The organism is Telluria sp. GW821-FHT07G12, from assembly GCF_059418525.1.
In genome coordinates this window covers 581,266-602,703 of record NZ_JBWKQA010000002.1, presented here as the reverse complement: position 1 = coordinate 602,703, position 21,438 = coordinate 581,266, and the positions used below count along the sequence as shown (strand labels likewise).

General features: G+C 68.3%; 14 protein-coding genes. 3 read left to right on the top strand and 11 right to left on the bottom strand.

The genetic code is table 11. The annotated features are described in order from the left end of the window. Positions 1–58: 58 nt before the first annotated feature. The 9 genes from AC07PE_RS10795 to AC07PE_RS10755 form a co-directional block, all read right to left on the bottom strand. Complete coding sequence (locus AC07PE_RS10795; protein ID WP_498764058.1) at positions 59–1,264, bottom strand: sugar ABC transporter permease; 1,206 nt, start codon at positions 1,262–1,264, stop codon at positions 59–61. Next, positions 1,261–2,790 carry a D-xylose ABC transporter ATP-binding protein gene (gene xylG, locus AC07PE_RS10790; protein WP_498764056.1) on the bottom strand — a complete coding sequence of 510 codons (1,530 nt, stop codon included), beginning with the start codon at positions 2,788–2,790 and terminating at the stop codon, positions 1,261–1,263. The genes AC07PE_RS10795 and xylG overlap by 4 nt, the downstream gene beginning before the upstream one ends. A 17-nt stretch (positions 2,791–2,807) precedes the next feature. Continuing rightward, positions 2,808–3,812, bottom strand: coding sequence for a D-xylose ABC transporter substrate-binding protein (gene xylF, locus AC07PE_RS10785; RefSeq protein ID WP_498764054.1), 1,005 nt, complete (start codon positions 3,810–3,812; stop codon positions 2,808–2,810). 38 nt (positions 3,813–3,850) lie between these two features. After that, positions 3,851–5,632, bottom strand: a complete 1,782-nt coding sequence (locus tag AC07PE_RS10780) for an IlvD/Edd family dehydratase (RefSeq protein ID WP_498764051.1) — start codon at positions 5,630–5,632, stop codon at positions 3,851–3,853. A 19-nt stretch (positions 5,633–5,651) separates the two neighbouring features. Then, a complete protein-coding gene (locus AC07PE_RS10775; protein ID WP_498764049.1) occupies positions 5,652–6,533 on the bottom strand; it encodes an SMP-30/gluconolactonase/LRE family protein in 882 nt (293 codons plus the stop codon). Further along, on the bottom strand, positions 6,530–7,321 hold the full coding sequence (gene xylB, locus AC07PE_RS10770) for a D-xylose 1-dehydrogenase (protein WP_498764047.1): 792 nt from the start codon (positions 7,319–7,321) through the stop codon (positions 6,530–6,532). The genes AC07PE_RS10775 and xylB overlap by 4 nt, the downstream gene beginning before the upstream one ends. Before the next feature lie 13 nt (positions 7,322–7,334). Further along, complete coding sequence (locus AC07PE_RS10765; RefSeq protein ID WP_498764043.1) at positions 7,335–8,516, bottom strand: fumarylacetoacetate hydrolase family protein; 1,182 nt, start codon at positions 8,514–8,516, stop codon at positions 7,335–7,337. Between the two features lie 15 nt (positions 8,517–8,531). After that, positions 8,532–10,928, bottom strand: a complete 2,397-nt coding sequence (locus AC07PE_RS10760) for a glycoside hydrolase family 3 N-terminal domain-containing protein (protein WP_498764038.1) — start codon at positions 10,926–10,928, stop codon at positions 8,532–8,534. Between the two features lie 292 nt (positions 10,929–11,220). Next, the gene (locus AC07PE_RS10755) at positions 11,221–12,336 is read right to left on the bottom strand and encodes a LacI family DNA-binding transcriptional regulator (RefSeq protein ID WP_498764036.1); all 1,116 of its coding nucleotides are present in this window, start codon (positions 12,334–12,336) and stop codon (positions 11,221–11,223) included. A 139-nt stretch (positions 12,337–12,475) separates the two neighbouring features. On the opposite strand from AC07PE_RS10755, the gene AC07PE_RS10750 reads away from it, so the two are divergent. Further along, positions 12,476–14,692, top strand: coding sequence for an alpha-glucuronidase family glycosyl hydrolase (locus AC07PE_RS10750; protein ID WP_498764034.1), 2,217 nt, complete (start codon positions 12,476–12,478; stop codon positions 14,690–14,692). 33 nt (positions 14,693–14,725) lie between these two features. Beyond that, positions 14,726–15,856 carry an endo-1,4-beta-xylanase gene (locus AC07PE_RS10745; RefSeq protein ID WP_498764032.1) on the top strand — a complete coding sequence of 377 codons (1,131 nt, stop codon included), beginning with the start codon at positions 14,726–14,728 and terminating at the stop codon, positions 15,854–15,856. Here AC07PE_RS10745 and AC07PE_RS10740 read toward each other — a convergent pair. Both AC07PE_RS10740 and AC07PE_RS10735 read right to left on the bottom strand, forming a co-directional pair. Next, a complete protein-coding gene (locus tag AC07PE_RS10740) occupies positions 15,853–18,702 on the bottom strand; it encodes a glycosyl hydrolase 115 family protein (RefSeq protein ID WP_498764029.1) in 2,850 nt (949 codons plus the stop codon). The genes AC07PE_RS10745 and AC07PE_RS10740 overlap by 4 nt on opposite strands. Further along, positions 18,699–19,961 (bottom strand): SGNH/GDSL hydrolase family protein, encoded by a 1,263-nt coding sequence (locus AC07PE_RS10735; protein ID WP_498764027.1) that lies wholly within the window; start codon positions 19,959–19,961, stop codon positions 18,699–18,701. The genes AC07PE_RS10740 and AC07PE_RS10735 overlap by 4 nt, the downstream gene beginning before the upstream one ends. Before the next feature lie 78 nt (positions 19,962–20,039). On the opposite strand from AC07PE_RS10735, the gene AC07PE_RS10730 reads away from it, so the two are divergent. After that, positions 20,040–21,413, top strand: coding sequence for an enolase C-terminal domain-like protein (locus AC07PE_RS10730; RefSeq protein ID WP_498764025.1), 1,374 nt, complete (start codon positions 20,040–20,042; stop codon positions 21,411–21,413). Positions 21,414–21,438: the final 25 nt, after the last annotated feature.

Sequence of the window (21,438 nt, the reverse complement as noted above, 5' to 3'; positions counted from 1 at the left end):
TACTGTCTTCGACGATGCGCCTTGCCCTGAGGGTTTTGTCAGGCGCTCCTAAGCCGAGTCAGCGGCGTCCGGTGCGCGTCGCCACGTCCAGCCACACGGCCAGGGTCAGGATCATGCCCTTGACGATCATCTGCCAGTAGGTATCGACGTCCAGCATCGACATGCCGTTGTCCAGGCTGGCCATCACGAGGGCGCCGACCAGCGCGCCGTGCACGGTGCCGGCGCCGCCGCGCATCGAGGTGCCGCCGATGAAGCAGGCCGCGATCACGTCCAGTTCACCGGAAGTGCCGGCGGAAGGAGAGCCGGCCGCCAGGCGCGCCGTGTTGATCAGGCCCGCCAGTGCGCACATCAGGCCCATGATCCCGAAGATCCAGAGCTTCACGGCGCGCACGTTGATGCCCGACAGGCGGGTCGCTTCCATGTTCGAACCGACGGCGTAGATGCGGCGGCCGAACACGGTCTTGCGTGCGATGTAGCTGAACACGCCCAGCAGCACCAGCAGCACCAGCACCGGCAGCGGAATGCCTTCGTAGCCGTTCAGGGTCGACACGAAGGCGGCCAGCACCACGCCGACCAGCGCCACCCGCAGCACCGACCGCCACATGGCCGGCACCGGCAGCTGGTGGCGCGCCAGACTCACGCGCTGGCGCCAGGCCAGCACCCCGGCCAGCACGAACAGCGCGGCGCCGAGCAGCATGCCAACGCCAGGAGGCAGGTAGGCCTGGCCGAGCTGCTGGAAGGGGTCGGAAATCGGGGCGATGGTCTCGCCGCCGGTCACCCCGAGCAGGATGCCGCGGTAGGCCAGCATGCCGCCCAGGCCGACGATGAAGGACGGTATGCCCGCATACGCCGTCAGGTAGCCGTTCAGGCAGCCCAGCACCAGCCCGGCCGCCAGCACGATGGCGACGGTGGCGCCGAGCGGCATGTGGCGGGTGACGTCGAGCACCGCCGCCACCCCACCCAGCAGCCCGAGCAGGGAGCCGATCGACAGGTCGATCTCGCCGGCGATGATGACGAACACCATGCCGCAGGCCAGGATGCCGGTGATCGACATCTGGCGCATCAGGTTCGACAGGTTGCGCGCTGAAGTGAATCCGCCGTCGGTCTTCCAGCTGAAGAAGGCCCAGATGAGGGCGACCGCGACCAGCAGCGCCAGGATTTTGTACTGCGTGAAGATCTGTTTGAAGCTGAAGGTGTTCGTGCTTCGCGCGGCGCGTTGCGGCGCCGCCGCAGCCCGTGCCTGCGCCTGTGCTTGATCCGTCATGGCTTTCCTTGTCCGATTGCGGCCGCCAGGATGGTTTCCTGGCTCAGGCCTTCATTGATGAATTCCCCGCGCACCCTGCCCTCGCCCATCACCAGCACGCGGTCCGACACGCCCAGCACCTCGGCCAGTTCGGACGACACCATGATGATGGAGATACCCTGCGCGGCCAGTTCGAGCATCAGTTTGTAGATCTCGAACTTGGCGCCGACGTCGACGCCGCGGGTCGGCTCGTCCAGGATCAGCACCCTGGGGCCGGTCAGCAGCATCTTGGCCAGCACCGCTTTCTGCTGGTTGCCGCCGGAGAGCGCCGTGATCGGCAGCGCCGGGCTGGCGGTCTTCAGCGCCAGCCGGGAGATCTGGGCGCCGATTTCGCGCGCCTCGAGGCCGTCGTCGATGCGGCTCAGGCGCGAAAAGCGCTGCAGCACCGACAGCGTGATGTTCTCGCCCACCGACAGGTCGCGCACGATGCCGTGCTGCTTGCGGTCTTCCGGCACCAGCGCGAAGCCGGCGGCGATGGCCTTCAGCGGGGTCGAGGTATCGACCTTGCGCCCTTCCAGCAAGACCTCGCCATCGTAAGCGCCCGGATAGGAGCCGAAGATGGCCGTGACCAGCTCGGTGCGGCCGGCGCCGACCAGGCCGGCGATGCCGAGGATCTCGCCGCGCCGCAGCTCGAAGGAGACGTCGTCGACCTTCTTGCGGGCCGGCTGGTCCGGGTCGTAGCAGGTGATGTGGCGGGCTTCCATCACGACCTCGCCGATCTCGTGCGGCAGGCTCGGATACAGCTGGTTCAGCTCGCGCCCGCACATCTGGGCGATGATGCGGTCCACGTTCATGTCCTGCATGGCCGTGGTGGCGATATGCTTGCCGTCGCGGATCACGACGATGGTGTCACAGATCGCCGCCACTTCCTCCAGCTTGTGCGAGATGTAGACGCAGGCCACGCCCTTTGCTTTCAGGTCGCGGACGGTCTGGAGCAGGACCTCGATCTCGGCCGCCGTCAGCGAAGCCGAGGGCTCATCCAGGATCAGCAGACGCGCCTTCTTGTTGAGCGCCTTGCCGATCTCGATCAGCTGCTGGTGGCCGCCGCCGTAGTTCTTCACCGGCAGCACCACGTTCACGTCCGGCAGCTTCAGTTCGCGCAGGATCTCTTCGGCGCGGCGGTTCATGGCCGGATAATCGAGGCGCCCGCCGGGCAAGGTGATCTCGTTGCCGAGGAAGATATTCTCGGCCACCGACAACTCCGGCACCAGCATCAGTTCCTGGTGGATGATGACGACGCCGGCGGCCTCGGTCTCGCGCACCGAGCGCGCGCGCAGCGGCTGGCCGTCGAGCAGGATTTCGCCGTCCCAGTCGCCATACGGGTAGACGGCGGACAGCACCTTCATCAGGGTCGACTTGCCGGCGCCGTTCTCGCCGCACAAGCCGATGCATTCGCCGGGACGGATCGCCAGATCGATGCCGTCGAGGGCGGGGACGCCGTCGAAACGCTTGGCGATCCCCTTCATTTCAAGCAGATAAGCAGACATCCGGTGCAGCCCGCCGCTTACTTGCCGGCCAGCTGGGCCGGGGTGTAAAAGCCGTCCTTGACCAGCACGTCCACGTTGGCCTTGTTCAGCAGCACCGGCTTGAGCAGCACCGTGTCGACCTTCTTCGCGCCGTTGTCGAGCTGGGCGTTGTAGGCCGGCTTCTCGCCGCGCACCAGCTGGATCGCCATCTTCGCCGCAGTGGATGCGATCTCGCGCAGCGGCTTGTACACGGTCATGGCCTGGGTGCCGGCGATCACGCGGCGCACCGCCGCCAGATCCGCATCCTGGCCCGAGACCGCGACCTTGCCGGCCAGCTTCTGCGCCGCCAGCGCCTGGATCGCGCCGCCGGCGGTACCGTCGTTGGAGGCGACCACGGCGTCGATGCGGTTGCGGTTGGCCGTCAGCGCGTTCTCGGTAATCGCCATCGCTTCGGCCGGGCTCCAGTCCTTGACCCACTGCTTGCCGACTACCTTGATGTCGCCCTTGTCGATCAGCGGCTGCAGCACTTCCATCTGGCCTTCGCGCAGGATCTTGGCGTTGTTGTCGGTCGGTGCGCCGCCCAGCAGGTAGTAATTCCCCTTGGGTTTGAGCGCCACCAGCGACTGCGCCTGCAGCTTGCCGACGGCCTTGTTGTCGAAGGAGACATAGGCGTCGACGTCGGCATTCAGGATCAGGCGGTCGTAGGAGACCACCTTGATCTTCGCCTTCTTGGCTTCGCGGATGGCGTTGTTCAGCACCGTCGCGTTATAGGGCACGATCACCAGCACGTCCACGCCGCGCGAGATCAGGTTCTCGATCTGGGCGATCTGGCGCTGCTCACTGGCGTCCGCCGACTGCACGTAGACCTTGCCGCCCATCTGCTCGGCGGCCTGGATGAAGTAGTCGCGGTCGCGGGTCCAGCGCTCGAGGCGCAGGTCGTCGATCGAGAAGCCGATCTTCGGGTGCTGCGGGTCCGCGTGCGCGGCGCCCGCCGCGAACAGCATCGAACAGGCGAGGCCGAGGGCCGTGATCATCTTTTTCATGTTGCGTCTCCTGATGGTTTTTTTGTGCGGTGCAAAGCTCAGTGATTATGGCGCGGCATGTCCTGCCCCACCCCGCGGTACTGCAGAGCCAGCTCCATGCAGGCGCCGGTATGCAGCTGGCCAACGGTGGCGCGGTAGATCTGCTGCCACGGGGTCTGGTCGGCCGGGATCGGCGGCGGCGCATCCTTGCGGCGCGCTTCCAGTTCCTCGTCCCCGATCAGGACGTCGCAGCGGCCGGTGTTCAGGTCCACGCGCACCACGTCGCCGGTACGCAGCAATGCCAGGTTGCCGCCGGCCGCGCTTTCCGGCGAGGCGTTCAGGATGGACGGGCTGTCCGACGTGCCGGACTGGCGGCCGTCGCCCAGGGTCGGCAGCGCCGTGATGCCGCGCTTGATCAGGGCATCCGGCGGTTGCATGTTCACCACTTCCGCCGAACCAGGCCAGCCGATCGGGCCCGAGCCGCGGATCACCAGCATCGTGTTCTCGTCGATGTTCAGCGCCGGGTCGTTGATGCGGTGGTGGTAGTCGTCCGAACCGTCGAACACCACCACGCGGCACTCGAAGCGGTTCTCCGCGCCCGGCGTCGACAGGTAGCGCGCGCGGAAGGCTTCCGAGATCACGCTGGTCTTCATGATCGCGAAGTCGAACAGGTTGCCCTTCAGGACCTGGAAGCCGGCGCTCTGCTTGAGCGGTTCGGCGAAGGGACGGATCATCTCGCGGTCGGCGCTTTCGCGGCCAAGCAGGTTGGCGGCCATGGTTTTGCCGCTCACGGTCTGGCGCTGCGAGCGCAGCATGCCCTGCTGCTCGAGCTCCCACATGATGGCGGGCACGCCGCCTGCACGGTGGAAGCGCTCGCCCAGGTATTTGCCGGCCGGCTGCATGTTCAGCAGCAGCGGCACGTCGTAGCCATATTCCATCCAGTCTTCCGGCGTGATCTCGACGCCGGCATGGCGCGCCATCGCCACGATGTGCGGCTGGGCGTTGCTGGAGCCGCCGATGGCGGCATTCACCACGATCGCGTCGAGGAAGGCGTCGCGGCTCAGGATCTGCGAGGGACGCAGGTCTTCGAAGGCCATGCCGACGATGCGGCGGCCGGTCTCGTAGGCCATCTGGCCGCGCTCGCGGTAAGGCGCCGGGATCGCCGAGCAGCCGGTCAGCGACATGCCCAGCGCTTCGGCAATCGCGTTCATGGTCGACGCCGTGCCCATGGTGTTGCAGTGGCCGGCGGACGGCGCCGAGGCGGTGGCGATGTCGATGAACTTCTTCTCGTCGATCTCGCCGGCAGCCAGGCGGCGGCGGCCCTTCCAGATCGCCGCGCCGGAACCCACCAGTTCGCCCTCGAACCAGCCGTCCAGCATCGGGCCGCCCGACAGCACGATGGCCGGGATGTCGACCGTCGCCGCCGCCATCAGCTGGGCCGGGGTGGTCTTGTCGCAGCCAGTGGTCAGCACCACCGCGTCGATCGGATAGCCGTGCAGGATCTCGACCAGGCCCAGGTAGGCCAGGTTGCGGTCCAGCGCCGCGGTCGGGCGGCGGCAGTTCTCGAAGATCGGATGCAGCGGGAATTCCATCGGGATGCCGCCTGCATCGCGGATGCCGTCACGCACGCGCTTGGCCAGCTCGAGGTGGATGCGGTTGCACGGCGAGATGTCGCTGCCGCTCTGGGCGATGCCGATGATCGGCTTCCCGGAACGCAGTTCTTCCGGCGTGATCCCGTAGTTCATGAAGCGCTCGAGATAGAGCGCGGTCATGTCGATGCGTTCTTCGTTGTCGAACCAGTCCTGGGACCGGAAGCGGCGCGTGGTGTTTGCCTGATTCATGATGCTCCTGCCATTCTTTCTATATCAGCCGCAGCGCCCGCTGCGGCAAGCCCGGCGTCTCCGACCGGAAGGTAAACAAGGAACCGGCCAGCGGCTGGGCCGCCAGCTCGGCTGCGGACAGGCCCTTGCACGCGCTGGTCGCATACACCGTGCACAGGTCCGGGCCGCCAAAGGCCAGCTTGGTGATGTTCGCACAAGGGAAGGATACCTCCCCTATTTTGATGCCGTCCGCGCTGTAGCGGTCGATGCGCCAGCCGCCGAAGGTCGCGACCCACACGCAGCCGAGGGCGTCGACCGCCATCCCGTCCGGATAGCCGCCGCCCTCGAGACGCACGAACAGGCGCTTGCCGGTCAGGGCGCCGTCAGCGCCGATGTCGAAGGCGTACACGCACTTCTCCAGCGTGTCGGTATGGTAGAGGGTGCGGCCGTCCGGGCTCAGCGCCGGGCCGTTGGTGATGACGTAGCCCTCGTCCATGCGCGCCACCTGGCCGCCGTCGAAGCGGTACAGCGCACCGGTCGGCTTTTCCTCGGCGTCGTCCATCGAGCCGAACCACAGGCGGCCGTGCTGGTCGACGTGGCCGTCATTGAAGCGGTTGCCCGGCTGGTCGGCTTCGACGCTGGCCAGCGGCGCGAAGCTGCCGTCTGCCTCGACGAAGCGGTACAGGCCGTCGTCGAGCGAGCACACCATGCCGCCGTCGGCGGCCGGCACGATGAAGCTGACCTGGCCCGGCGTATCCCAGCTGCGGCGCTCGCCGCCATCCGGGGCGCAGCTGTGGATGCGGCGGCCCTTGATGTCGACGAACCAGACGCGCGAACGGGCGGCGTCCCACAGCACGCCCTCACCGAGGGTCGCGCCGACCTTCCACAGGCTGACCGGCGTCGATGAAGATGCGCCGTTCATGCGCCGTACCAGCCTGCGTCGACGAAGTATTCGCGGCCGCTGCAGCGGCGCGCGTTGTTCGAGGCCAGGAACAGCGCCAGCGCGGCGACGTCCTGCATCTCGACGCGCTCGGGCAGGCACTGGCCGGCCACGATGCGGGCTTCCTCGTCCGGGTTGTGCCACAGGGCCACCTGGCGCGGGGTGCGCACGCCGCCCGGCACCACGGTGTTCGCGCGGATGCCATGTGGGCCGAGCTCGCGCGCCAGCGCGCGGGTCATGCCCTCGATCGCGGCCTTGGCCGTCATGTAGAGGCTCAGCTGGGTGTGCGGAATGTGCCAGGAGATCGAACCGAAGTTCAGGATCACGCCCTCGCCGCGGCGCTTCATGCCCGGGACCACGGCCTGGGCGGCGAAGAACAGGTGGCGCAGGTTGACGTTCATCCGGTTCTCCCAATAACCCGGGGTGACCGCTTCGATCTCGTGGCGGTCGTCGTTGGCCGCGTTGTTCAGCAGGATGTCGACGGCGCCGGCTTCTGCCTCGATGCGGGTGAAGACGTCCTTCAGGGCATCGAGGTCGGTCAGGTCGCATTTGACGAAGGTCGGCGCATGCAGCGAGCCGGCCAGCGCGGTTTGCAGCTGCAGCGACGCTTCCTCGGCGATGTCGAGGAACCAGACGCGCGCGCCCTGGCCCGCGAAGGCCGTGGTCAGCTCGCTGCCGATGCCGCTGCCGCCGCCGGTGATGACGACGTTCTTGCCGGCCAGGTCAGGGTAAATGGCGTAGACGAATGCTTGTTCTTTATTGTCGGGCATGAGTATCTCTTGACTATCTCGTGAGGAGTCCGCGCTGGGCCAGATTGGCGACCAGGGCGCGCACGCCGAAGGTCCAGGGTGCGATCTGGTCGCTGCGGAAAACGATGTTGACCAGGGTTCCCAGCGCCGGCGTCGAAACGCTGACGCGGTCGCCCGCGTGGTGGGTGAAGCCGCCGCCCTTGGCGTCACGGTCCTTGATCGGCGAGAACATGGTGCCGAGGAAGAGCATGAAGCCGTCCGGGTACTGGTGATGCTTGCCGCAGGTCTGGGCGACCAGGTCGAGCGGGTCGCGGCTGATTTCGCGCATGTAGCTGGCGCCGCTCAGGGTGAAGCCGTCGTCGACGCCTTCGATCAGCATGCCGACTTCCAGGTTGCGCACGCTGTCGATGCCGAAGTCGCCGTCGAACAGGCGCACGAAGGGACCGATCGCGCAGGAGCCGTTGTTGTCCTTGGCCTTGCCCAGCAGGAGCGCGCTGCGGCCTTCGATGTCGCGCAGGTTGACGTCGTTGCCGAGCGTGGCGCCGACCACTTCGGCGCGGCTGTTCACCGCCAGCACGATCTCCGGCTCCGGGTTGTTCCAGTGCGAGGCCGGGTGCAGGCCGACGGCGGCGCCATGGCCCACCGCCGACATCGGCTGCGACTTGGTGAAGACCTCGGCGTCCGGGCCGATGCCGACTTCCATGTACTGCGACCACAGGCCGCGGCCGCTCAGCTCCGCCTTCAGGCGCATGGCGGCCTCGGAGCCGGGCTCGATTTCGGACAGGTTGGTGCCGATCGAGGCCTGCAGCTGGGCGCGCAGGGCATCGGCGCGGACCGGGTCGCCCTTGGCCTGCTCTTCGATCACGCGCTCCAGCAGGCTGACCGCGAAGGTCACGCCGCAGGCCTTGATCGCCTGCAGGTCGCAGGGCGCGAGCAGGCGGATGCCGCCCGGGCCGGCCTCGCCCTTGCAGGCGGCCTGCACCAGATCGAAGGCAGCGCCCAGGTCTTCGCCGTCGGCATCGCGCACGATGGCCAGCAGGTCGGCGCGGTCGAACAGCTCGGACACGGTCGGGGCGTGGCGCGTGATGTCGACCATGCGGCCGCCGCGCACGGCAACCACTGCCGGCCCGGCGCCTTCGCCGTCGCGCCAGACACGGCCGACCAGCAGCGCGCGTTCCAGGTCCTCGGGAAGCAACTTGAATGCTTGTGCTGTCATATTCATCCTTGTGTGTTATGCCACCGTAAGGGTCGCCTGTTTCAGGGCGACGCTGTCCGGCCCGGCCAAAATCGTGAAAGTCCCCGGTTCCACCACGCGTTTCATCTCGGTGTTGTAGAACCACAGGTCCGAAGGTTTGATGTCGAAGCTCAGGGTCCGCGTCTCGCCCGGCTCCAGGCTCACGCGCTGGAAGCCCTTCAGCTCCAGCAGGGGCCGCGTGACCGAACTGACGTCGTCGCGGATGTAGAGCTGCACCACCTCGTCGCCGCGGCGCTGGCCGACGTTGCGCACCTCGACCCGCACCCGCGTGCTGCCGGAAGTCGAAATACGGCTCTGCTCCAGCTGCGGCGCCGAGATCTCGAAGCGGGTATACGACAGGCCGAAGCCGAACGGGAACAGCGGCGCCGTGCTGCCGTCGATGTAGCCGCGGCGGCTGCTCGGCTTGCGGTTGTAGAACAGCGGCAGCTGGCCCGCCTCGCGCGCGATCGTCACCGGCAGCTTGCCGCCCGGGTTTGCCCGGCCGAACAGCAGGTCGGCCACCGCATGGCCGGTCTGCTGGCCCAGGTACCAGCACTCCATCAGCGCGTCGGCGCGTTCGGCCAGCAGGTTCACCGACAGCGGACGCCCGTTCAGCAGCAGCACCACGGTCGGCTTGTTCAGCGCGAAGATGGCGCGCGCCAGGTCGTTCTGCTGGCCCAGCAGGTCGAGCGTGGTGCGGTCGCCCAGGTGGGTGTCGGCCCAGGCTTCGCGCGCCGTCATCTCGTTGTCGCCCAGGACCATGACGATGGTGTCGGCAGATTTTGCCGCCTCCACCGCCTCCGCGATCAGGCGCGCATTCACTTCCGGCTTGGTGAACACGATCTCGTCCTTGCCCCAGACCCGGCCTTCGGTCAGGCGCACGCCTTCCGCATAGGCCAGCTCGAAGCGGCCGGCCGCGGCCTCACGCTGCAGGCCTTCGTACACGGACACCACGTGGCGCGGCACGTTGGAGTAGCCGCCGATCGGGGTGTCTTGCGCGTGGGTGCCGAGCAGCAGCAGCTTGCCGATCTTGTCCGCCTGCAGCGGCAGCAGGCCCTTGTCGTTCTTCAGCAGCACGGCGCTCTTCAGCGCCGCCTCGTGCGCCAGCGCGATCGCGTCCGGCGCCGCCGTCAGGGCGTCGGCACGGTCCGCGTCCACATAGGGATTCTCGAACAGGCCGGCATCGAACTTCAGGCGCAGGATGCGGCGCACGACGGCGTCGATCTCCTTCGTCGCGACCTTGCCTTCGCGGACCAGTTCGGCCAGGCTGAGGTAGCCGTGGGGGTCCGGCGTCTCGATGTCGACGCCGGCCTTCAGCGCGCGCAGGGCGGCCTCCTTCGGCGTCGAGGCCAGGTGGTGGCGGCTGACCAGTTCGTGAACGGCCATGTAGTCGGACACCGTCACGCCCTTGAAGCCCCACTCTTCGCGCAGGACCTTGGTCAGCAGCCAGCGGTTGGCATGCGAGGGCACGCCGTCGATCTCGTTATACGAGGGCATGACGGCCGCGATCTTCGTTTCCTTGACGATCTTCTCGAAAGGCGGGAAGAAGTCTTCGCGCAGGCTGCGCTCGCCCAGGTTGGCCGGGCCGATGTTGGTGCCGCTCTCCGGCTGGCCGTGGCCGGTCATGTGCTTGAGCGTGGCGTAGACCTTGTCCTTTGCCAGCGGCAGCGTATCGCCGGAGAAGCCCAGCACGGCCGCCTTGCCCATCGCGCCGCACAGGTGCGGGTCTTCGCCATAGGTCTCTTCGATGCGGCCCCAGCGCGGGTCGCGCGCGACGTCCACCACTGGCGCCAGCGCCAGGTTGGCGCCGCGCGCACGCATCTCGCGCGCCGCCACCGAGAACACCCGCGTCAGCAGGGCCGGATCGAAGCTCGACGCCAGCGCGATCGATTGCGGGAAGTGGGTCGCTTCCCGCGCCGCGTAGCCGTGCAGCGACTCTTCGTGCGTCAGCATGGGAATGCCGAGGCGGGTCTGCTCGAGCGCCCATTTTTGGGCCGCGTTGACGTATTCCGCGGTCTCGCGCGGACCGCGGTGCTTGACCTCGCCGCTGTCGCCGGCGGCGCTGACGTGCCCCAGCTGGCGGTCCGAGGGACGGGCCAGCATGCCCATCCCGTGCGGCCAGGCGGCTTGCGACTTCTCCGCCGAGAAGCTGCTGTCCGCATTCTGCACCGCGGCCTTCTGCTGCCACAGGCACTGCATCTGCGCGATCTTCTCGTCCAGGCTCATGCGGCGCAGCAGGTCCTCCACGCGCGCCTCCACCGGCGCGCCGGCCTGTTTGTACAGCGGCAGCCCGCCCTTGCCTACCGCTGCCGCACCGGCCAGCGCAGGCGGCAGCGCCGCCATGCCAGCCAGGCCGCCCACAGACGCCAAAAACTCCCTGCGCTTGATACCCATCCGGTCTCCGAAATTATTTTTAGTATCGGCATTACGTGCGAACACGCCGCAAACATTCCCCTAACAGCAATGTTATCGCAATCATTTCAGTCTAAACGGCAAGTTTTAGGCTTGTCAACCGAATATTTGCTGTCGATGGTGGGTTTTGGAGAAGAGTCCGGCTCTAAAAGGTCCGGGCCGAGGCATGGAAGACTTAGCGGACGGCTAAAACACCGATGTTAGCGCAATCAAAAAACAACGAAAGCGCCTGCAGCCGGCCTCCCGACAGGAAGCAATGAGAAGTTGGAGAAGCTCAGCGCCCGCGCTGATTCGCGGCCAGCTGCGGCAGGCGCGCCGACGGGCGGATCCGGGGCGCAGCGTCCGACTGGCGCCGCACCAGCTCGAAGGCCATGCGGATCTGTTCGGGTTCGGCGTCCTCGCCTTCGCGCAGCGCACGCACGCGGCGCACCAGCGATTGCACGGCTTCGCGCGCCATCTCGGCAATCGGCTGGCGCACGGTGGTGAGTTCCGGCCAGATGGTGGTGGCCAGGATGGTATCGTCGAAGCCGGTGACCGTGAGGTCGCCCGGCACGTCGAGGCCGAGGCGATGCGCGACCGCGACCGTGGCAGCGGCCATGTCGTCGTTGCTGCAGAAGATGGCAGTCGGACGCTCGGCCAGGCCAAGCAGGTGCTCGGCGGCGTCGAGGCCCGAACGGTAGGTGAACATGCCCTGCACCACCAGGTCCGGGTCGGTGTCCGCGCCCGTTTCCTCGATGGCGGCGCGGTAGCCGTCCAGGCGGCGCGCGCTGGCGGTCTGGTTCGGATGGCCGATCACGAAGCCGATGCGCTGGTGTCCGAGGTTGACCAGCTGGCGCGTCATCGCGTGCGCAGCTTCGTAGTCGTCGATGCTGACCGCGCCGACGTCCGCATCCGGCTGGCCGCAGGCCACCACCACCGCGGGAATATCGGCTTCCTTCACGCGGGCCAGCACGGCCCGGCTGTCGCACAGCGGCGGCGGCAGGATCACGCCGTCCAGGCCATTGCCGATCAGGCGCAGCGCCTGCTCGTCCTCGCGCTCGGCGTCTTCGCACTTCTCGACGAAGAGCTGGACGTTGTTGAGGCCGGACTGTCCCAGCAGGCCGACCAGGAATTCGCTCAGGTAAGCGACGCTCGGGTTGCTGTACAAGAAACCGATCCGGATCGGCTTGGAGCCGGCCAGGTTGCGCGCCTCCTGGTTCGGGGTGTAGTTCAGCGCAGCGACAGCCTCGGCCACCTTGCGGCGCGTACTCTCGCGCACCAGGCCCTTGCCGTTCATGACGCGCGACACCGTCATGGCGGAAACGCCGGCCAGCTTGGCGACATCCGCCATGGTCGGCTGTCCGCGACGATCGCTCTCGTCGAGGCTGGCGTCAACTTTCGCTTTGCTCATCTGGTCCGGTCCTTCGTGTGACAACTGTTCGCGCTATCTTAACATAGTTGCACGGCTCGCTGTGATTCCAGAAAAGGATACCGCAGCATTAAAGTTTGCGCTAACATCGATGTACATAAAAATATTCCGGAGACGCATCTTGCCTCGCTATCTTGCCCGCGCCTTGACGCAGGTTCTGATCCTTTTCCTGCTCGGCGCGGCATTTCCCGCGACAGCAAACGCTGCGGAGGAAGACGGCTACGCGCTGTGGTTGCGCTATCAGCCCCTGCCGCAGGCGCTTCGTCCCGCTGTGGCCCCCGAATCCATCCTTACCCTGACTGCCGACAGCGCGGCCGTGCGCGCGGCGCGCGAAGAGCTGCAGCGCGGCCTCGGCGGCATGCTCGGCAAGGCGCCGCCTGCCTCCACCAGGGTCGGGCGCGGCAGCGTGCTGCTGGCCCGCGCGGACGCCCTGCCCGCCGGGCTGGCGAAAGCACTGCCCGCTTCCTTGCGCGCCTCGCTGGCCGCCCTGACGCCGGAAGCCTACCTGGTCCAGCGCACCCGCATCGAAGGCAAGGACGTGACCCTGATCGCCGCGCGCGACGATGCCGGCCTGGTGTACGGGAGCTTTGCCTGGCTGCGCGCGCTGCAGTTGGGCGCCGCCGGCGCGCTGGAGAAGCAGCCGCTGGCCGGGGCGCCGGCGCTGCCGCTGCGCGTGCTGAACCACTGGGACAACCTGGACCGCGGCGTCGAACGCGGCTATGCCGGCGAATCGATCTGGAACTGGTGGGAGCTGCCGGGGATCGTCGATCCGCGCTACACCGACTATGCCCGGGCGAACGCCTCGCTGGGCATCAACGGCACGGTGCTGAACAACGTGAATGCGAAGGCCGAGGTGCTGGGCGCACCCTTCATCGCCAAGGCGGCGAAGGTGGCGGATGTGCTGCGGCCCTACGGCATTCGGGTCTACCTGTCGGTGCGCTGGTCGACCCCGCTAGAGCTGCACGAAACCAGGACCGCCGACCCGCTCGACCCCGAGGTGGCCGCTTGGTGGCGCCGCAAGGCCGACGAGATCTACAAGACCATCCCCGACTTCGGCGGCTTCCTGGTCAAGGCCAATTCGGAGGGCCAGCCGGGGCCGCAGGACTACGGTCGCAACCACGCAGACGGCGCCAACATGCTGGCGCGCGCGCTGGCCCCGCACCACGGCAGCGTGATGTGGCGCGCCTTCGTCTATGCCCCCCCGGCGGCCAAGGGTGCGGCGCGCGACGATACCCACGACCGCGCCACCCAGGCCTGGGACCAGTTCCAGCCGCTGGACGGCAAGTTCGAGCCCAACGTGCTGGTGCAGGTGAAGAACGGTGCCATCGACTTCCAGCCGCGCGAGCCCTTCCACCCGCTGTTCGGCGCCATGCCGCGCACGCCGCTGATGATGGAATTCCAGCTCACCAAGGAGTACCTGGGCTTCGCTACCCACCTGGTCTACCTTGGCACCCTCTTCCAGGAAACCCTGCGCGCGGACACCCGCGCGGCATCCAGTTCGCTGCCGGTGGCGCGCGTGCTCGAAGGCGCACAGACCGGCCGCACCGGCGGCATCGCCGGCGTGGCGAATATCGGCAGCAGCCGCAACTGGACCGGCTCGACCTTCGACCAGGCCAACTGGTATACCTTCGGCCGCCTGGCCTGGAACCCCGAACTCGACGCCGGTGCCATCGCGCGCGAATGGGCGGCCCAGACCTTCGCGCCGGACCCGCGCGTGGTGGAACCGGTCGTCGCCATGATGATGGCTTCGCGCGAAACCGCGGTCGACTATATGACGCCGTTCGGCCTGCACCACCTGATGGGCACCGGCCACCATTACGGCCCGGCGCCCTGGATCGACAACCTGGAGCGCCCGGACTGGAACCCGGCCTATTACCACCGCGCCGGCCCGGACGGCATCGGCTTCGACCGCAGCTCCACCGGCAGCAATGCGGTGGCCCAGTACGCGCCCGAACTGGCCCGGCGTTTCGCCAAGCCGGCCACCACCCCGCCCGAGCTGCTGCTGTGGTTCCATCACCTGCCCTGGGATTACCGCATGCCCTCGGGCCGCACGCTGTGGGAAGAGCTGATCGCCCACTACGACGGCGGCGTGGCCGGGGTGGCGGCCATGCAGGCGCGCTGGGACGGGCTGCGCCCGCTGATCGATGCGCGCCGCTGGAGCGATACCGCGCAGCGCCTGGCCCAGCAGCACGCGGAAGCGCAGTGGTGGCGCGACGCCTGCATCGCCTACTTCCAGCGCCGCTCCGGCCTGGCGCTGCCGGCCGGCGTCAAGGCCCCGGCCCATCCGCTCGAGTACTACCAGGCGCTGCGCTTCCCCTACGCGCCCGGACACGGTTAAGCAAGACCTACAATACCCACACAAGGAGACTTCATGACGACACGACGCACCATGCTGCACGCCCTCGCCGGCGCCACCCTGCTGCCCACCGCGCTGGCCAGCGCCGCCGCTCCCGCCGCACAGGCGCCGTTGAAGGACATCGCCCGCCGCAAGGGCTTCCGCTTCGGCACCGCCGTCGGCGCGGGCCCGTCGCAATTCGGCGATCCGGCCTACCGCGCCCTCGTCGAGCGCGAATGCGGCGTGATCGTCGCCGAGAACGAGATGAAGTGGCAGGCAGCGGAGCCGGCCGCCGGCGCGCCCCACTACCAGCAAGCCGACGCCATGCTGGCCTGGGCCGCAAGCAAGGGCATGGCCGTGCGCGGCCATAATCTGTTCTGGCAGGAAGAGAAATGGCTGCCCGGCTGGGTGGCGAAGGCCGATTTCGGCGCCGACAAGCGCGCCGGCGCGGAAGCCCTGATGCGCAGGCACGTCAGCGAAGTCTGCAAGCACTTCGGCAGCAGCATCGCCAGCTGGGACGTGGTCAACGAAGCGGTCAACCCGGCCGACGGCGCCCTGGTCCAGAACACCCTCACGCGCGCACTCGGCGCCCCCGAGCAGATCGACCTGGCCTTCCGCCTCGCGCGCGAACAGGCCCCCGGCGCGGAACTGGTCTACAACGACTACATGGGCCCGACCAAGGGCAGCGCACGCCACCGCGCCGGCGTCCTCGCCCTGCTGGCCGACCTCAAGAAGCGCGGCACCCCCATCGACGCGCTGGGCCTGCAGAGCCACATCGGCCCCACGGAGGGCAGCACCGCCTTGAGCAAGGAAGACCTGCAGGATTGGCGCCGCTTCCTCGACGAAGTGACGGGCATGGGCTATCGCCTCCTGATCACGGAACTGGACGTCGGCGACCGCCTGCTGCCGGCCGACCTGGCGAAACGCGACGCCGCCGTGGCCGCCATCACCGGCGACTTCCTCGACGTGACCCTGTCCTACCCAAGCCTGCGCGACATCCTGGTGTGGGGCATGTCGGACAAGATCAGCTGGCTGCAGGGCTGGAAGGATGCGAAGCGCACGGACGGCCTGCCGGGGCGCCCCTGCCCTTACGATGCCCAGCTGAAGGCCAAGCCGATGCGCCAGGCGATCGCGGCGGCCATGGCCGCCGCACCGGCGCGCTCTTAAGATCGCCTAGGGCTTTCGGGCGGCCCCAGGTAGCTCGGCTTGAGGCCGCCCGCATCGATTACCAGCCGCTGAAGTACAAGGCCCGGATCCAGCGCCCAGAATTTCAGGGTATGGCGCCCCGGGCGCGCCAGCACGTGGCCGGACGTGAAACGCGCCACACCATCCGACACGATCCTTTCCCAGTGCTTCATCGACGCGTCGGCATGCACGTCGACCACCACCGGCGCCTCGTCGTCGAAGGACACGGCGTAGCGGAAGCCGGCGCCGGGGCGGAATTTCAGGGTCGGCGACAGGGTCGCCTCGACCTTCACCTTGCCCGGCTCGAACAGATAAACCTCGTACTCCAGGCGCATGCCGTCCTCGATCCGCAGCGGCGCCGCCTCGGCCGGCAGGGTCGTCATGCCCGACAGGGTCGCGCCCAGCCTCGGCACGCGCAGCCAGGAACGTCCCGCCGGCGCCAGCGCGCGCGCATGGTGCTCGGCCTCGATGGCGACCACGCCGCCCGTTTCCACATAGCCGTGCACCTCGGCCTTGCGCGCGTCCGCATGCCGCAGCGGCACCTCGACCCGCGCCTCGCGGCCGTCCGGCCCGGCGACGATCACGTGGGCAAGCGTGGAGCCGGGCGGGACCCGGTCCCAGCGCACATCGACCAGGATGCGGGTGTCGCGCTCGATGCTGCCGCCGACGGTGCTCAGGCTCACCCAGGGCTGGTCGGCGCGCACCGAGAAGCGCAGCGGCGCGCGGCCCCGCTTGAACACGTCGATGCTGCGCGGCTTGCGCTCGAAGGGATCGAAAGCCGGCAAGGACAAATGATTCGCCGCCGGCCATGCTTCGTTGCTGCCCTCCACCGCCACGCCCAGGTCCGCGCCATCCGGCACGCTAATCTCGCGCACTTCCGGCATGATGTTGGTGGCCGGATCGCGCCAGCTGGTATAGCCGATGTGGGTCTGGGACATCATGTGCTTCCACTTGCCGCCGGCGATGTCCTGCTCGTAGCGCCGCGCCAGCTCGGCGTCCTCGGCGAACAGGGCGCGCGCCCGCGCCGCCAGTGCATTCGTGTCGGCCCGACCCTGGGCCGCATGCAGGCGGTTGCGCTGGACCGTGAAGTACAGCTGGTTCAGCGTATTTGCCGCTTCGACCGGGTACTGGACCAGCTGGTAGTAGGCATCGCGCTGCGCTGCCGGCAGCTGGGCGGCCAGCTTGCGCGCGCGATCGGCCAGCGCCTGCCAGTCGGCGGCCACGCGCTCGGCTTCGCGATAGTTCTCGAGCGAGAAGGTCCCCGGCGCCAGCTGCTCCGGCTTGCGTCGCCCGTTGAAGCGCGTGTAGCCCTCGACCAGGGCGGCAATCTCCGCGGCATGCGCGGCGCCGAATTCGCGCGTGGCCCATAGTAGCAGGTAATCCGGCAGGCGCTCGGCAGGCCAGGCCGCCGGGTTCCAGGCATAGTCGAGGAAGAACTGGGTCGGCACCTCCATCGGCTTGAGATCGCCCACGTTGACGATCCACAGGCGATCCGCGCCGTAGCGCCAGGCCAGGTGCATCTGCTCCCAGACCTTTGGCAGCTGGGTCACGTTGATCCATTTGTAGGAGCGCGGCCCACCGACGTAATCGAAGTGGTAGTAGATGCCGGCCCCGCCCGGACGCTTGCGTTCTTCCGGCGTGGGCAGGCGGCGGATATTGCCCCAGTTGTCGTCGCACCACAGCAGCGTCACGTCGTCCGGCACCCGCATGCCCTTTTCGTAGTAGTCCTGGACTTCCTTGTACAGTGCCCACATCTGCGGGGTTTCGGCCAGCGGCTTGCCGGTGTCCGCCGCGATCATGGCGCGCTGGTCGGCCACGATGCGCTCCAGCAGCGCCACGTTCGATTCCTCGGACATCGGCTCGTCGCCGTCGCCGCGCATGCCCAGGGTGATCACCTTGTCGAAGCCGTGCGAGCGCTCCAGGCCGCGGCGCCAGAAGTCCTGCAGTACCGGCGCATTCCTGCTGTAATCCCAGGGCCCCTTGCCGTATTTGGCCCACTCGGCGTGGGCGCGCATCATCGGTTCGTGGTGCGAGGTGCCGATCACCACGCCCATGTCATTGGCCAGGCGGCCGGTTTCCGGATCGTCGTCGTAGAAGGCATTGCCCCACATCGCCGGCCACAGGTAGTTGCCGCGCATGCGCAGGATCAGCTCGAACAGCTTTTCATAGAAGCGGTGGTTGAAGCCGCCGAAGGTGTCCTTGGCAAAGCCGGCCAGCGCCGGCGCCTCGTCGTTCAGGAAGATGCCGCGGTAGCGCTCCACCGGCGCGTCCTCGATGCGCGTGCCCTCGTCGACCGCCAGCACCGCGTGACGCGCGGGCGGCACGTCGGCCCACCAGTGCCAGGGCGAGACGCCGATCTGCTCCGACAGCGCGTAGACGCCGAACACCGTGCCGCGGCGGTCGCTGCCGGCGATCACCAGCGCGCGGGCGACGCCCGGCAGCGGATCGCGCACGGTCTGGATCAGATAGCCCTCCCACTTGCCGCGCAGGGCTGCGACGTCGATGCGGCCTTCGCGCGCGAGACGGTCGATCGTTGCGCTCTTGCCCAGGGTACCGATCAGGACCACGGTGCCGGCGGCGCCTGGTGCCGCCAGCAGCGCCGCTTGTGCGCCGGCCACCCGCGCGAAGTCCTCGCGCAGGGCCATCGCCGCATGCCGCACCGCCGGGTCTTCGCCCGCATCGAGCACGATGGGCGCGGCGGCGCCGTCACGCGCCAGCAGCGTGGCGCCCGGCGCCGCATCGAAGCGCACGAACTGGCGCTCGCCCAGTGCCCAGGCGGGGCGGACGACGGCGAACAGGACCAGCAGGCAGGCGAACAGCGATTTCATGGGTGTCCTTTGGTGTGGCGGCAAGCATTCAGCAGCTCCAGCGGCACGGCATCCGCCATCGCGCGGTAGCCGGCCATGTTCGGGTGCAGGCCGTCGTTGTCGTAGGCGGCCAGGATGCGGTCCGGCCGCGCCGGGTCGCGCAGCGCGGCATCGAAGTCGACCACGCCGTCGAAGCCGGCCGATTCGCGGATCCAGCGATTGTAGGCCTGGCGATCGAGCTCGTTGGCGGGGCCCGGCTGGTAGTAACCGCTGCCGCCGTAGGGCGTGATGGTGGCGCCGATCACGCACACGCCGCGCGCATGCGCCCGCGCCAGCAGCTGGCGCAGCGCCTGCTGCATGTCGGCCAGCAGGCGCGCGCGTGCTTCCGGGCTATCCGCCTTGTCGCGGCGCTGCGAGCCGAAATCGTTCACGCCTATCATCACGAGCGCGTGGCTGACGCCTTCGCGCCCCAGCACGTCGCGCTCGAAACGCGCCGTCAGGTTCGGGCCCAGGCCGTCGCGCAGCAGCCGCCCGCCGCCGATGCCGGCATTCACCACGCCGACTTCACTCATGCCGGCCTGGCGCAGGCGCAGAGCCAGGCCGTCGGTCCAGCGGGCGTTGGTGTCGGGCGCGACGCCGTAGCCGTCAGTGATCGAATCCCCGATCGCCACCACCGCTTGCGCGCCGAGGCAGGACTCGGTTTCGACGGCGGTGAGCTGGAACCAGTGGGTGAAGCTGGCCGCCTGCGACAGCTCGGCATCCATTTCGTGGCGGCCCGGCGCGGCGAAACTGGTGGCGCGCGAACCCGGGTGGCTGGTCTGGCGCGTCGGCGCCGCTGCGAAGTGCGTGGAGACGGCGAGGTCGGCGCCGGCCGCATGCGCCAACTCGAGCGGATCGCTGACGTATTCGGCGCCCGCCGGAATCGTCACGCTGGCGCTGCCCGCGAACCGCAACGGCCGCAAGCTCGACGGATCGACCGCGGACGAACCAGGCCCGCGCGACAGCGCGACGCTGGCGCCATCGATGGCCAGCGGCGTGGTGCCCATGACGTTACTGAAGCGGACCCGCAGGCGGCTGCCGCCCAGCGATACCCGTACCACCTGGCGCAGGGTCGCATCCTGCCACTGCGCCGCCGGCAGTTCGTTCTGCGCATCCGGCACCATTTGCGCGGTGCCCCAGGACGTCACCCAATGTACGTGGTCCTGCAGGGGGCCGGAAGTGGCGCAGCCTGCGAGCAGCAGGCCAGCCAGAAGAAGCGCCGGGAATGATTGACGGGCCATCACAATTCCTTCACACTGAAGAGCTAGATGTTTGCGCAATCATTTTAGTTTATAACAATGTTAGGAGCAAAGTCTTTCATGATGCCCATCCACGCCGCCGCCACGCCCACCGTCACCGGCATGCAAGTCATTCCAGTGGCCGGCCACGACAGCATGCTGCTCAACCTGTGCGGCGCGCATGCGCCCTACTTCACCCGCATCCTGGTCATGCTGACCGACAGCGCCGGCCACATCGGCATGGGCGAAGTGCCGGGCTCGGACGGCATCCTGCGCGCCCTCGAACAGGCGACGCCGCTGGTGGTCGGCAGCGAGATCGCACGCTACAACCGCACCCTGAACGCGATGCGCAGCGCGATCTCCGGCAAGAGCCAGGGCCATCAGGTGACCTCGAGCGCGGAAGCCGAGATCCTCAAGCAGCCGCACGAAATCAACCTGCGTCTGGAAAACGTGATCACCGCGGTCGAAGCGGCCATGCTCGACCTGCTCGGCCAGCACATGGGCGTGCCGGTCTGCGAACTGCTGGGCGGCGGCCAGCAGCGCAGCCACGTGACCATGCTGGCCTACCTGTTCTACATCGGCGACCGCCGCCGCACCGACCTGCCCTACCTGGCCGGCGACGCTAGCCGCGGCTGGTACGGCTTGCGCACCGAGGAAGCCCTGACGCCCGAACAGATCGCCGACCTGGCCGAGGCCAGCGTCGAGAAGTACGGCTTCCGCGACTTCAAGCTGAAGGGCGGCGTGATGCGCCCGGAAGAAGAAGTCGAGGCCGTGGCCGCCATCAAGCGCCGCTTCCCGGATGCCCGCGCGACGCTCGATCCGAACGGCGCCTGGTCGCTGCTTGATGCCATCGCGGCCTGCCGCGGCAAGGGCCACATCCTGGCCTACGCCGAAGACCCCTGCGGGCCGGAGAACGGCTATTCGGGACGCGAGATCATGGCCGAGTTCAAGCGCGCCACCGGCATCCCGACCGCCACCAACATGGTCGCCACCGACTGGCGCCAGATGGCCCATTCGCACCTGCTGAACGCGGTCGACATTCCGCTGGCCGACCCGCACTTCTGGACCATGCAGGGTTCGGTGCGCCTTGCCCAGCTGTGCCACGACTGGGGCCTGACCTGGGGTTCGCACTCGAACAACCACTTCGACGTCTCGCTGGCCATGTTCACCCATGCCGCGGCGGCGGCGCCGGGCAACATCACCGCCATCGACACCCACTGGATCTGGCAGGAAGGCGAGGAACGCCTGACCAAGGAGCCGCTGCAGATCGTCGGCGGCCAGGTGGCGGTGCCGGAGCGTCCCGGCCTGGGCATCGAGCCCGACATGGCGCGCATCCTGCAGGCGCACGCCCTGTACCGCAAGGTGGCCGGCGGCGCGCGCGACGACGCCATGGCGATGCGCTACCTGGTCCCGGACTGGAAGTACGACCCCAAGCGCCCGAGCTACGCGCGCTGACAGTCATGCGCCGTCATGTTCGGCA

Excerpts from the sequence above, each read along its gene's own strand:
- AC07PE_RS10795 (WP_498764058.1), bottom strand. The coding sequence starts at position 1,264 with ATGACGGATCAAGCACAGGCGCAGGCACGGGCTGCGGCGGCGCCGCAA.
- xylG (WP_498764056.1), bottom strand. The coding sequence starts at position 2,790 with ATGTCTGCTTATCTGCTTGAAATGAAGGGGATCGCCAAGCGTTTCGAC.
- xylF (WP_498764054.1), bottom strand. The coding sequence starts at position 3,812 with ATGAAAAAGATGATCACGGCCCTCGGCCTCGCCTGTTCGATGCTGTTC.
- AC07PE_RS10780 (WP_498764051.1), bottom strand. The coding sequence starts at position 5,632 with ATGAATCAGGCAAACACCACGCGCCGCTTCCGGTCCCAGGACTGGTTC.
- AC07PE_RS10775 (WP_498764049.1), bottom strand. The coding sequence starts at position 6,533 with ATGAACGGCGCATCTTCATCGACGCCGGTCAGCCTGTGGAAGGTCGGC.
- xylB (WP_498764047.1), bottom strand. The coding sequence starts at position 7,321 with ATGCCCGACAATAAAGAACAAGCATTCGTCTACGCCATTTACCCTGAC.
- AC07PE_RS10765 (WP_498764043.1), bottom strand. The coding sequence starts at position 8,516 with ATGACAGCACAAGCATTCAAGTTGCTTCCCGAGGACCTGGAACGCGCG.
- AC07PE_RS10760 (WP_498764038.1), bottom strand. The coding sequence starts at position 10,928 with ATGGGTATCAAGCGCAGGGAGTTTTTGGCGTCTGTGGGCGGCCTGGCT.
- AC07PE_RS10755 (WP_498764036.1), bottom strand. The coding sequence starts at position 12,336 with ATGAGCAAAGCGAAAGTTGACGCCAGCCTCGACGAGAGCGATCGTCGC.
- AC07PE_RS10745 (WP_498764032.1), top strand. The coding sequence starts at position 14,726 with ATGACGACACGACGCACCATGCTGCACGCCCTCGCCGGCGCCACCCTG.
- AC07PE_RS10740 (WP_498764029.1), bottom strand. The coding sequence starts at position 18,702 with ATGAAATCGCTGTTCGCCTGCCTGCTGGTCCTGTTCGCCGTCGTCCGC.
- AC07PE_RS10735 (WP_498764027.1), bottom strand. The coding sequence starts at position 19,961 with ATGGCCCGTCAATCATTCCCGGCGCTTCTTCTGGCTGGCCTGCTGCTC.
- AC07PE_RS10730 (WP_498764025.1), top strand. The coding sequence starts at position 20,040 with ATGATGCCCATCCACGCCGCCGCCACGCCCACCGTCACCGGCATGCAA.